The 12,083-nt window shown below is 59.4% G+C and carries 9 protein-coding genes; 2 read left to right on the top strand and 7 right to left on the bottom strand.

The window, feature by feature from the left end:
- Window positions 1-69 precede the first annotated feature (69 nt).
- The 6 genes from DHN55_RS12725 to DHN55_RS12750 form a co-directional block, all read right to left on the bottom strand.
- Complete coding sequence (locus tag DHN55_RS12725) at window positions 70-2,511, bottom strand: FAD-dependent oxidoreductase (protein ID WP_108881881.1); 2,442 nt, start codon at window positions 2,509-2,511, stop codon at window positions 70-72.
- A gap of 6 nt (window positions 2,512-2,517) precedes the next feature.
- The gene (locus DHN55_RS12730; RefSeq protein WP_108881882.1) at window positions 2,518-3,411 is read right to left on the bottom strand and encodes a phosphotransferase; all 894 of its coding nucleotides are present in this window, start codon (window positions 3,409-3,411) and stop codon (window positions 2,518-2,520) included.
- A gap of 4 nt (window positions 3,412-3,415) precedes the next feature.
- Window positions 3,416-5,383: an ABC transporter permease gene (locus tag DHN55_RS12735; RefSeq protein ID WP_443111130.1), complete on the bottom strand. Its 1,968-nt coding sequence runs from the start codon at window positions 5,381-5,383 to the stop codon at window positions 3,416-3,418.
- A 17-nt stretch (window positions 5,384-5,400) separates the two neighbouring features.
- Window positions 5,401-6,489, bottom strand: a complete 1,089-nt coding sequence (locus DHN55_RS12740) for a betaine/proline/choline family ABC transporter ATP-binding protein (protein WP_108881883.1) — start codon at window positions 6,487-6,489, stop codon at window positions 5,401-5,403.
- Window positions 6,490-6,581: 92 nt separating this feature from the next.
- Window positions 6,582-7,550: an ABC transporter substrate-binding protein gene (locus DHN55_RS12745; RefSeq protein WP_443111131.1), complete on the bottom strand. Its 969-nt coding sequence runs from the start codon at window positions 7,548-7,550 to the stop codon at window positions 6,582-6,584.
- Window positions 7,551-7,740: 190 nt separating this feature from the next.
- Window positions 7,741-8,373 carry a methyltransferase domain-containing protein gene (locus DHN55_RS12750; protein WP_108881885.1) on the bottom strand — a complete coding sequence of 211 codons (633 nt, stop codon included), beginning with the start codon at window positions 8,371-8,373 and terminating at the stop codon, window positions 7,741-7,743.
- Window positions 8,374-8,459: 86 nt separating this feature from the next.
- Here DHN55_RS12750 and DHN55_RS12755 point away from each other — a divergent pair, with 86 nt between their 5' ends.
- Entirely contained in the window at window positions 8,460-9,368 is a 909-nt protein-coding gene (locus DHN55_RS12755; protein WP_108881886.1) for a phosphotransferase, read from the top strand.
- Between the two features lie 18 nt (window positions 9,369-9,386).
- On the opposite strand, the gene DHN55_RS12760 is transcribed toward DHN55_RS12755, so the two are convergent.
- The gene (locus DHN55_RS12760) at window positions 9,387-10,973 is read right to left on the bottom strand and encodes a winged helix-turn-helix domain-containing tetratricopeptide repeat protein (protein WP_337660257.1); all 1,587 of its coding nucleotides are present in this window, start codon (window positions 10,971-10,973) and stop codon (window positions 9,387-9,389) included.
- Window positions 10,974-11,221: 248 nt separating this feature from the next.
- On the opposite strand from DHN55_RS12760, the gene DHN55_RS12765 reads away from it, so the two are divergent.
- On the top strand, window positions 11,222-12,040 hold the full coding sequence (locus DHN55_RS12765) for a methyltransferase domain-containing protein (protein ID WP_108882491.1): 819 nt from the start codon (window positions 11,222-11,224) through the stop codon (window positions 12,038-12,040).
- The last annotated feature ends 43 nt before the right edge of the window (window positions 12,041-12,083 follow it).

Genomic DNA, 12,083 nt, shown 5'->3' on the forward strand with positions numbered 1-12,083 from the left:
GCCTTGCGCAAAATCAAATCGCCTCGGATGGGCCCTATCACGTCACCGGAAACAAGGATGGTGGAGACTTCAGGATTTCACGCGCTCGGCGGCCGGGTCATACAACGGACCAAGATGCAACTGCGCCGGCACACGTTCGGTCGCCACCACCAGTTCGTAGCTGCCCTGCAGCAGCCAGTCATTGTCGACTCCTTCCTGGTTGCGGACATAGCCAAGGCCGACGGGCTTGCCCACCGTATGACCGAAACCGCCGCTGCTCAGATACCCGGCGAATTCACCGTCGCGCAAGATGGTTTCACGGCCCAGCAGGACCACGTCCGGATCATCAACCGTGAAGCAGACGAGCTTCTTGCCCAGACGCTGATTGGCAACGCGTTCACACGCTGCCCTGCCCATGAAATCCATTTCCGACTTCAGCTTCACCGCCCAGCCGAGGCCCGCCTCAAACGGCGTATCGTTCGGGGTGATGTCGGAACTCCAGGCGCGGTAGCCTTTTTCCAGCCGCAATGACTCCAGGGCGCGATAGCCGACCGGGCGCACGCCGAAAGGTGCACCTGCGGCCATCAATGCATCAAACACCTCACCCGTGGCAGCAATAGGCACATGCAGTTCCCAACCCAGTTCACCGACATAGGTAACCCGCAATGCGCGAACCTCATGCCCTGCAAGGTCAATCTCGCGAACATGGCCAAACGGGAATGCCTGATTGGAAACATCGTGCTCCGTGACGGTTGACAGAACATCACGTGCGCGCGGGCCCATGAGCGACAGGGTTCCCCACTCCTCCGTGACGTCTTCAAGCGCCGCGTCGCAGCCTTCAGGCATGTGATCCCGGATCCAGGATGCATCATGGGTGCGGAATCCGGTGCCGGTGACAATGTAGAAGCGGTTTTCAGCCAGTTGCGCGACTGTCAGGTCGCACTCGATGCCGCCGCGCGAGTTCAGCATCTGGGTGTAGGTCAGTCGACCCGGCGCCTTAGTGACATTGTTGGCGCAGATCCAGTCAAGGGCTGCGGTTGCACCGGGCCCTGCCAGTTCATATTTGGCGAACGAAGACTGGTCGAAAATTCCCGCGCTTTCACGCACCAGCCGGTGTTCTTCCGCCACCGGCTCAAACCAGTTCTGGTGTCCCATGGAATAGACGTCGCGCTGGTCCATACCGTCCGGCGCAAACCAGTTGGGCCGCTCCCATCCGAGCTTGGAACCGAACACGGCACGGTGCTGTTTCAGGCGCTCATACAAGGGTGAAATGATGCGCGGGCGCCCGGATGCATATTCCTCATGCGGGAAACCGATCGTATAGTGTTTGCCATAAGCTTCCAGCGTGCGTCCGCACACCCAGTCGCGGTCCTCATGCAGGCCGGAAAACCTTCGGATGTCCACCACCCAAAGGTCCATAGGCGCCTCACCGGACACTACCCATTGCGCCAGCACCCAGCCTGCTCCGCCGCCAGACGCGATACCGAATGCATTAAAGCCTGCACCAACAAACATGTTGGCGCACTCAGGGGCAGACCCCAGAATGAAATTGCCGTCGGGCGTAAAGCTTTCCGGCCCGTTGATCATCTGCTTGATGCCAGCCGTTTCAAGCGCCGGCATGCGTGCCACGGCCTGTTCCAGGTGCTGTTCGAAATGCTCCCAGTCGTCGTCAAACAGCTGGAACTGGAAATCATCCGGCACATTCCCGGTGGTCCAGGCAATCGGGTTATGTTCGTAACCGCCCATAACCAGCCCGCCGACCTCTTCCTTGTAATAGGTGAAACGGTCGGGATCGCGGATGGTGGCGGCATCGGTTGCCAGCCCGTCGATCTTTTCGGTGATGATGTACTGATGTTTTACCGGCTGCAGCGGTACATTTATGCCTGCCATTGCACCAACCTGCCGGGCCCACTGGCCGCCGCAGTTTACAACCTTCTCGCATTTGATGATGCCGTCGGTTGTCTCGACAGCGACAATACGATCGCCGTCCATCTGAAATCCGGTGACCCGCACGCCTTCGATGAGGTTTGCACCATGCATGCGCGCGCCCTTGGCCAGCGACTGGGTAATGTCGGACGGACTGGCCTGACCGTCGGTCGGCAGCCAGCTTGCGCCAACCAGGTCATCAACCTGCATCAGCGGCCACAGCTTTTTCACCTCCTCCGGCGAGATCAGGTGCATGTCCATGCCGAAACTGCCGGCGGTGGTAGCGAGGCGCTTGTACTCGATCCAGCGGTCTTCATTGCAGGCAAGCCGCAGGCACCCGGTCATCTTCCAGCCGGTTTCCAGTCCGGTTTCTTCCTTCAAGCTCTTGTACAGGTCGACGGAGTATTTCAGGACCTGGGTAATCGAGGCCGACGACCGCAACTGCCCGACAAGACCGGCTGCGTGCCAGGTGGAACCTGACGTGAGCTGGCCCTGCTCAAGCAGGACCACGTCGGCCTTGTGATCACGGGCAAGATGATAAGCGGTCGAGCAGCCGATGATGCCGCCTCCGATGACCACGATTTCAGCATGTGTCGGGACCGGCATCTGTCGTCAAACCTTTCCATAGGCAGTCTGATAGGCAACAAGGCTGCGCCCCAGCCTTTCAAGGTTTTCGGTCGTGTAGGCAACATAATCGACGCCTGGCGCGTTCAGGTGAAGTTCCGACACCATGCTCCACATGGCTTCGCGCAGCAGCGACGCGCACTGCATTGCGGCATGGCTTTGCAAAAGTGCCGCATCCGGTATCCGGCCCACATAGCGGGTCAGGAATTCTTCCGTCTGGTCCTGGTCGAAGCCTGCATTCGACGTCACGCCGGCAAGATCAAACATGGGCGTGCCGAAGCCTGCATATTCGAAATCGATCAGCCACAGACGTGAGCCGTCATGGATGAAGTTTGCGGGCAGCAGATCATGGTGCCCATACACAACCGGCATCGGCGCCTGCACCTTTTCCAGCGCTTCGGCAAGCTCCAGGTATCGGGGCAGCTTGTCATTCATCCGGCTGTTGCCCGCCGCAAGCGTCTTGGCGTAGTCGCGGATGACATGGAACACCCAGAATATGAACCCTGCCCCGCTGACATGCGGCGCCATGGTGTCGTGAAATTTCCGCAGCAGCCGGGCAATTTCCTCGGCATTGGCCTGAACGTCCGCCTCGTCATAGGTCTTGCCGTCAATAAACCGCGAAACCATTACACCGGGTTCTGCATGCACCAGTTCCGGCGCGAAGCCCGCCGCGTGAGCAGCGCGCGTGGCCATGACTTCGCGGTCGCGATAGACATGATGAAACGGGAAATCCTGACCGAAGCGGACGACATAGCGCTGGCCGGCATCGGACACGACGAAACTCTCATTGCTCAGCCCGCCATGCAGAGGCGAAATGTCGACGGCTCCCTGCCAGACAGGCAATGCCTGTATTCGGGTTTCCTGGGAAGTGGATTGTGTCATCGGCCTATCCAAGTCTGGCGCGGGTGCGCGCGCTCCAGGCGTTGAACAATCGGTCGGCGGTAATGCCGATGAAGGCAATCGCGAGTCCGGCGACAATACCGCGACCGGCGTCGGCCTTTGACAACGCAATGAAAACTTCCTGCCCGAGATCGCGGGTGCCGATCATGGCGCAGATGATGATCATGGCCAGCGCCATCAGGATGGTCTGATTGATGCCCAGCATGATTTCCGGCAGGGCGACCGGCAACTGAACCCTGAAGAAGGTTTGCGTCCTGGTGCACCCGGACACCTTTGCCGCCTCGATCAGCGAAGGCGGCACCTGGCGAATACCATGGTTGGTGTAGCGGATGGCAGGCACGATCGCGAAGGCGACCGTCGCAATCATCGCCGTCACATCGCCAATGCGGAACAACATCACCACCGGAATTATGAAACAGAACGACGGCATGGTCTGAAGCGTGTCGATGATCGGCGTCAGGAAGCGTTCAAACCGATCACTGCGTGATGCCATCAAGCCTAGCGGGATACCGAAGAGACAGGCGACAAACGCCGAGATACCGCACAGATACACGGTGGCCATCGTCTTTTCCCACAGGCCGGTGGCTGCGCAAAATGTTGTCAGCGCGGCAACCGTCGCGGCCAGCCGCCAGCCGCCAAGCTGGAAGCCAGCCAGCCCCAGAAGAAACACCGCGCCGAGCCAGGGAAAACCCTCGCAGAATGCACGCAGCGGGTTCAGCACATAGAGAATGAGGGTGACGCGAAACGCTTCGATGACGTCAAACCAGTTGATCGTCACCCAGGTCACGGCGTCTTTCCAGGCGCGGGCGGTCGAAATGGTGATCTCGGCGGGCACCTTGGCAAAGGCCGGTATCGCAAGTGACAAAACAGTGGTCACCAGCAGGGCTGCAATCGCCAGCACCAGATTGGGATAGCGCTGGTAGAAGCTGCGGACTTCGTCATCCTGGTGCACATGGCCGCGCGCCTGCTTGGCCGCCATCGCCTGGCTCAAACGGTCGAGCGCAATGGCGATGGCAACAATGGCCAGTCCAGCCTCCATGGCGTTGCCGACCTTGAGCGCGCGCAAGGCCAGCAGCACGTCATAACCCAGTCCCCCTGCCCCGATCATCGAGGAGATGATAACCATGTTGAGCGCCAGCATGATCACCTGATTGACCCCGACCATGAGCGTCGGCCGGGCCGAAGGCAATTGAACCCGCCACAGTTTCTGGCGTGTCGTGCACCCGGCCATTTCACTGAAATCGGAAATTTCCGACGGTATCCGGGACAGGCCCAGCATGGTCGCGCGCACCATGGGCGGCGTGGCAAAGATGGCGGTTGCCATCATGGCTGAAACCGGCGAATTGCCGAACAGCAGCAACATCGGGATCAGGTAGGCAAAAGTCGGCATCGTCTGCATCAGGTCAAGCGCCGGCGACACCATGAAGCGTTCCGCCCAGGGCTTGCGCCAGGCCCAGATGCCGACGAACAGGCCGGTCAGGATACAAAACGGCACGGCGATGGCGATCAGGCCGAGGGTCAGCATGGAACTGGTCCACTTGCCGAACAGCGCAACGTAGAGAAAACATCCGCCGGTCAGCAGGCCCAGCCTGAGACCACCGGCGGCACGGCCGGCCAGGAACGCCACGATCACCACGCCGACCCATGACAGCCGCGGCAATGTCCAGGCTTCAGCGCCATGGCCAAACTTGAACCCTTTCGCCAGCAAATCCAGCGCGAAGCTGAGCGGCACGTTCAATGTGGCGGTGATCGACCGGGTGAACCAGGTCAGGTTCTCCCGCAACCAGTTCATGATGGCGCTGATCCAGTCTGCAAACGGGATAACGCGGTCAGCCGGATATTCAACGGCAGCCGGAAACATTTCGCGCCCGTAGTGCAACATCAGCACTGTCGCCAGCGCGGCAACCCAGACCAGGGCCCATCCGCCGAAACCCCGACTGTCATCGCGTTGAATGTTCTGGGTTACGGTACTCACGGGCTGGCTGTGCTCCGGTCAATCCCGGCCAACAGGTCGATGACCGCCTGCGGATGGACTTCACCAATAGGCTTGCCGGACCCGTTGACGACAGCAAAAGGTTTTCCGGCGGATACGATCTCGGCTGAAAAACTCGACACCTTGGCATCCGGAGACACCGTTCCTGCGCACTTTGCCCGGCCCGGCTTCTGCATCAGGCTCCTGGCCGACATCACCTTGGCGCGCTGAACGTCGCGGGTGAACTCCGCCACGTACTCGGTTGCCGGGTTGGTAACCAGCTGTTCCGGTGTCCCGACCTGGATGATCTCGCCGTCCTTCATGATGGCAATGCGGTCCGCCAGGCGGATGGCCTCGTCAAAATCATGGGTGATGAACACGATGGTCTTTTTCAGCACGCCCTGCAAGCGGATCAGTTCGTCCTGCATCTCACGGCGTATCAGCGGATCAAGCGCGGAAAACGGTTCGTCCAGGAACCAGATCTCCGGATTGGTCGCGAGAGAACGCGCAATGCCGACACGCTGCTGCTGGCCGCCAGACAATTCACGCGGATAAAAATGTTCACGCCCGCTCAGGCCGACAAGATCAACCATTTCGCGCGCGCGGGCTTCGCGCTTTTCACGGTCCATGCCCTGGATCGACAGCGGAAAGGCAATGTTGTTGAGAACCGACAGATGCGGCAGAAGCGCAAAGTGCTGGAACACCATGCCCATCCGGTGCCGGCGCAGTTCTATGAGTTCTTCGGTGGAGATCGACAGCAGGTCCTTGCCTTCGAACTCAACCTTGCCATAGGTCGGCTCGATCAGCCGCGACATGCAGCGCACCAGTGTGGACTTGCCGGAGCCTGACAGTCCCATGATGATGAAAATCTCGCCCTGGCGGACTTCAAGGTCTGCACTGCGCACAGCCCCGATCAGGTTGGCGGATGTCAGATCCGACGCGCTCGCGCTGCCGCCGTACTTCGAAATGAACTCATCCGCACCAACGCCAAAAACCTTCCAGACATTTCGGCACGCCAGTTTCACCGGGCGCTGTAAATCTCCATTGGAAGCTGTATTCCCCTGCTGGTCTGGAGAATGACGTGCCATGCGCGTGATATCCCGTGTTGCCGTCTGATTACAAAGTGCGACCCGATCCGGCGCGTTTTTCCCGGATCGGGTCGGTGTTCAGGTAACTGTTGTTATTCGGCCCAGGCCTTCCACTTGGCTTCGTTGGCATCGACCCAGGCATTGGCGACATCCTCGATGGACTTGCCGTCCAGATCAACCTCACCGCTCATGGCATTGAGTTCGTCTGAAGACACCTGATAGCTCTTGGCGACCTTGTAGGCGACCGGCCACTTATCCTTCATGCCGGACCAGGCGTATTTCCAGATGTCACCAAACGGTTTGCCGCAGTCATGCGCCTTGTCCGGGTTCATGCCCCACTTCGGATCCGAGTAGCACTCGGCTGTATATTCCGGGAACTCGACCCATTCGCCCTTGTACTTTGCCGGTGCCCAGTGCGGTGAGTAAACCCACAGCATGATAGGCGCCTTGCGCTGATAGGCTGATTCAAGTTCGGCGAACATGGCGCCGTCCGTGCCGGCATGTACAACCGTGAACGGCAGGCCAAGCGATACAACCCGCTCGTCATCGAAACCTTCCCAGGTTACCGGTCCGCCCAGGTAGCGGCCTTTCGGGGCGGTTTCAGGGGTGGAGAACGCTTCTGCGCACTTGGGGTCCTTCAGCGCTTCCCAGTTGGGAAGGCCGGGGCATTTTTCCTTCATGTACTCAGGATACCACCACTCTTCCTTGGCTTTTGGCCCCAGTGCGCCAAGGCGTTCGGTTTTGCCGGTTGCATCAGCAGCCTTCATGGCCTCGCCCGCGGTTGTGTCCCAGTATTCCATGCCAAGCGTCAGGTCGCCATTGGTCAGACCTGTGGACAGGCTCGACAGGTAATCGCCGGTTGGATATTCGACCGTGTAGCCAAGTCTCTCAAGGACAGTGCCGAGAATTTTGGCGTTCAGATTCACACTGGTCCAGTCGAACAGCGCGATCTTTATCGGATCGTTGGATTCAGGCGCAGCTGCCTGAACCTGAATGCTTGAGGTTGCCAGGGCAACAGCTAACAATGAAGACGCCAGTGCGCCGCGAACGGTTTTCGCCATACTCATATTTAGACTTCCTCTCAACTGACAAGCACCGCCAACCCATGCAAGCGGCCATTTTGCTACGTCAACCCAACGAAGTCTGGAACCGCTCGCCAAGCAGAGTCAAATGTTTCTTCACTGTTTGGACTGAAAAATTAATTTCAGTGCCCGGGTCAAGGCAGTTGCCCGGATTTCAGGCTGCTGGCGTTCAGCGGACCTTTATCACCACCCCGCGGCTCGGAATTGTAGCCGCCTCTCCCGGCATGGAAACGTACGGGGACGTCTGCTCGACAAGGGTTGCTTTCTCACTGGACTGCATGTCGGATACGTGGGCAGCAAAGGCTTCAGACCACAAGGTGTCCTTGACCGTCAGCACAATCACGCCGCCGGGCCGGCAGATGCGAACCAGTTCGTCGACACCTTCCGCGCCGACGTGGCCGGTGGTGAACACCCCGGCTGAAATGACACCGGCAAATGCGTTGTCGGCAAACGGCAGCGCACCGCCGAGCGCCAGTTGATGAAAGTCACTGTAGATACCCTTTTTCCTGGCCACCGCCAGCATGCCTTCGGAGATGTCCAGCGCCTCGACACGCGGGTAGCCCATGATGTCGAGCCATTCGCCGACCAGTCCCGTACCGGCACCGGCATCCAGCAGAGGTTCCGCTCCACGCGGCAGGTGGCGGGACAAAAGCGCCAGGCAGATTGCCGGGTGCCGATAGCCGGCAGCAGCCATGTCGGCGTCATAGCTTTCCGCCCAGCGATTATAATGTCCGGCAATCTCTTCCGGCTTCTTCGCATCATAGACGGCGCCGAGGTGTCCCTCGTGCTTAGCGTGCGTCATCGGTGTCTCCAAGGCATTTGCGCATTTGCCGCGCCATGATAATCAAGTGCTGCGAACAGTAAACCATTGCCTTAGAGGATGGCCCGATGACAGACGACCTGAGCGAAGCCCGAACTGCCATGGCAAGCATAGCGATGCTGAAAGACTATGACGGGCCGATCGAGCGGCTGGGCGGGCTGACCAATCTTGTCTATCGGCTCGGCACACACTGCCTGCGGGTCCCCGGCAAGGGCACGGAAGAATACATCGACCGGGCCAATGAGGCTGTTGCGGCAAAAGAAGCCGCCAAAGCCGGTGTCTCGCCGGAGGTCTTGTTTGCCGATGCGAAAAGCGGCCTGATGGTCACCAGGTTTATAGACGGCACCGAGACCATGACCCCGGATGCCTTCCGCTCGCGCAAAGGGTCTCCGGCACGGGCCGGCGAGGCCTTCCGCAAACTGCATACATCAGGGGCGGTGTTTCCGTTCCGCTTCGACCTGTTTGAGATGATCGACGACTATCTCGGCATTCTATCCACTAAGGACGTGGCGCTACCGGACGGCTATCATGATGTTGTGGCCGAAGCGGAAACAATCCGGGCTGCGCTTGCAGCCCATCCCGCCGTGCTGGCACCATGTCATTGCGACCCCCTGTGCGAGAACTTTCTTGATACGCAAGCGCGCATGTGGATCGTGGACTGGGAGTATTCCGGCATGAATGACCCGATGTGGGACTTGGGCGATTTATCCGTCGAAGGTGAGTTCAACACCGCCCAGGACGATGAAATGATGCAGGCCTATTTTAGCCGCACGCCGACTTCCGCCGAAAACGGCCGGATGGTGATCTACAAGGCGATGTGTGACCTGCTGTGGACGCTCTGGGGCCTGATCCAGCTGGCCAATGAAAACCCGGCGGAAGACTTCCGCGCCTATGCTGACGGACGCTTTGCACGCTGCAAGAAGCTGATGGCCGACCCGGCCTTTGCCGGGCATGTCGACGCGGTCAGGGCCGGGTGAGGTTCTTCCAGAGGGCAGTTACAACCCGAGCCTGGCCAGTGCCGTCTTCGCGAGTGCGCGGGTTTCATCACCGGTAAACTGGAACGCATTCAGGAAATCGGCCTGACAGTAGTCCCGGTTCGAGCGGCGAATTCTGTCGGCATCGAGCATGGCAAGCTCGGTCCTGCCGGCAAGCTGGTGAGCAAGAGCCGCAATGGTGTGGATATGTATGTGAGCATTGGGCGCCTTGGTGGCGCGCTCGGCCCAGGTGACCGCCGTTTCATAATCACCGCGCACGATGTGTGACAGGGCGCGGGTTGCCAGCATGGCGTAGTTGAGCGGATCAATGGGGCTGAGCGATATCGCCTTCATGATGTTGTCCTGGCTGTTTTGCCCGTCGCCCATGAGGGCACCAAGCAAGGACCGGTTATAGATGGCAAAAGCATAGTTCGGACTCAGTTCCACACTTCTTTCAAGCCAGGGCAGCCCGGCGTCCAGGTCACCGGACAGCCATTGCGACCGGCCCATCATCAGGTTCACGAACGGATCAAACGGATCAAGTTGCAGGCCCTTTTCGGCATACAGCCGCGCCAGTTCTTTCTGCTCCGCATGTTCGCCCGAGTGTCCGAGGAAGGCATTCTGAAAATGCGTGAAGGACAGCCCGGCATGGGCGCGGGCAAAGCCGTGATCAGCCGTCACGGCCCGGTCGAACATGCGCGTGGCAATGGCGTTGTCATGCGGGTTGAAGCGATACATGTGCCACAGCCCGCGATGATATGCCGACCAGGCGTCCAGGTTTTCAGTCGGCAGTTTGGCTGCTTCGATTGCTTCCTTGACCTGGATGCGGGTTTCAATGGCGGTGACGATGTTTGCCGATATGGTCGAGCGCAGTTGCAGTAGATCGTCCATGGAACTTTCAAACCGGTCTGCCCACACCACCTGGCCGTCCGGAGCGTGCGACAGTTCCACCGTCACAACGCTGGTGCGGTCATGGAATGCAATGGTTCCGGTCAGCACATAGCGCGCGCCCAGTATCCGGCCCGCCTCGGCAATATCAACGTCGACATCCCGGAACCTGAAAGTCGAGCCGCGGGCGATGACGAACAGCCAGTGTAGCCGGGAAAGCTCCATGATGACTTCCTGGGAGACCGCGTCACCCAGGTTGCCGAAGCGTTCGTCGGGGGTGAGAACCTGAAGCGGCAACACGGCAATTGACGGACGCCCGCCGGTGGCAACCTTCCCGGATCCATCGGCTTCCTGAAGTGGTGCTGCGGCATCGTGGTGTGGGCGGGCTACCCCTGCTGCGGAGATCGTGTCTGCGGCTTCAACGTCACCAACAAAGCGGAAACCGCGGCCATGCACGGTGCGGATCAGCTTCTGGGCCTTGCCGTCATCACCAATGGCCTGACGCGCCATGCGGACCCGGCTGTTGACCACGGCTTCGGACACCACCCGGCCGCCCCAGACATGCAGGTTGATTTCGTCCTTGGTCACCAGCCTGGTGTGGTTGGAGACGATCAGTTCAAGCAATGCAAAAACCTGCGGCTCGACCTTGCGCGGTGCTCCGTCCAATCGCAATTCAAAGCGATCGGTGTCCAGCTCGAAATTGTCAAACCTGTAAATCACGATATTTCTGCCGTCCCTGCACCTTCACTGAGCGGAATTTGCTTACCCGCAACTCCTGAAAAAGCACCTAAATCAACACTCTGCACAATTATGCATGATTTCTGCAGATTTTCTAAACCCTGTCTGCAAGCATCTGGCTGTCTTTTCAATCAGGGTGACCTTCGACAGGCGGCACATCGCATGGAGCCTTTCACCAGATGTGCTGCCCGGGTTGGCATGGTGCCAGCCTGACAATAAAGGAAACCGCAATGAACCAGATCACTCAACCGGATTTTTCAGCAATCAAGGCCAAGCAGAATGCAGCATGGTCTTCAGGCGACTATGCCATTGTCGGCACGACACTTCAGATCGTGGGCGAGAACCTTGCCGAGGCAATGGACCTGCGCTCAGGCCAGAAGGTGCTTGATGTCGCTGCCGGCAACGGCAATTTCACACTGGCGGCAGCGCGCCGGTGGGCGGACGTCACCTCCACCGACTATGTTTCAAGCCTGCTGGAGCGCGGCAAGCAACGCGCAGATACAGAACGCCTCGATGTCGCTTTTCAGGTCGCTGATGCCGAAGACCTGCCGTTTGGAGATGCCAGCTTCGATGCGGTGGCCTCAACCTTCGGGGTGATGTTCACGCCCAACCAGGACAAGGCTGCTGCAGAAATGCTCAGGGTGTGCAGGAGCGGTGGCAAGGTCGGCATGGCCAACTGGACACCGGACGGTTTCATCGGCGCGCTGTTCAAGGTCATCGGCCGCTACATGCCGCCGCCTGCCGGTGTGCAGTCGCCTTCCCTGTGGGGCACCAAATCCCGGCTTGAAGAGCTTTTCGGCAATGCTAGCTCCGATATCAAGATCACGGAGCGGGATTTTGCTTTCAGATACCGCTCGCCTGATCACTGGCTGGAAATCTTCCGCGACTTTTACGGACCCACCCACAAGGCCTTCGGCGCGCTGGATGCCGATGCGCGCGCATCGTTGAGCGACGATCTGCTCGACCTGATCGCCCGTAACAATGTGGCCGATGACGGCACCATGGTCGTGCCGTCAGCCTATCTGGAAGTCGTGGTGACGCGGCGCTAGAGCAACATGGGTTCAATTGAACCCATGAAGTTGCTCTAGCACT

The sequence above is a fragment of the Anderseniella sp. Alg231-50 genome, from assembly GCF_900149695.1.
In the GTDB taxonomy this organism is placed as follows: Bacteria; Pseudomonadota; Alphaproteobacteria; order Rhizobiales; family Aestuariivirgaceae; genus Anderseniella.

Excerpts from the sequence above, each read along its gene's own strand:
- DHN55_RS12725 (WP_108881881.1), bottom strand. The coding sequence starts at position 2,511 with ATGCCGGTCCCGACACATGCTGAAATCGTGGTCATCGGAGGCGGCATC.
- DHN55_RS12730 (WP_108881882.1), bottom strand. The coding sequence starts at position 3,411 with ATGACACAATCCACTTCCCAGGAAACCCGAATACAGGCATTGCCTGTC.
- DHN55_RS12740 (WP_108881883.1), bottom strand. The coding sequence starts at position 6,489 with ATGGCACGTCATTCTCCAGACCAGCAGGGGAATACAGCTTCCAATGGA.
- DHN55_RS12745 (WP_443111131.1), bottom strand. The coding sequence starts at position 7,550 with ATGGCGAAAACCGTTCGCGGCGCACTGGCGTCTTCATTGTTAGCTGTT.
- DHN55_RS12750 (WP_108881885.1), bottom strand. The coding sequence starts at position 8,373 with ATGACGCACGCTAAGCACGAGGGACACCTCGGCGCCGTCTATGATGCG.
- DHN55_RS12755 (WP_108881886.1), top strand. The coding sequence starts at position 8,460 with ATGACAGACGACCTGAGCGAAGCCCGAACTGCCATGGCAAGCATAGCG.
- DHN55_RS12765 (WP_108882491.1), top strand. The coding sequence starts at position 11,222 with ATGAACCAGATCACTCAACCGGATTTTTCAGCAATCAAGGCCAAGCAG.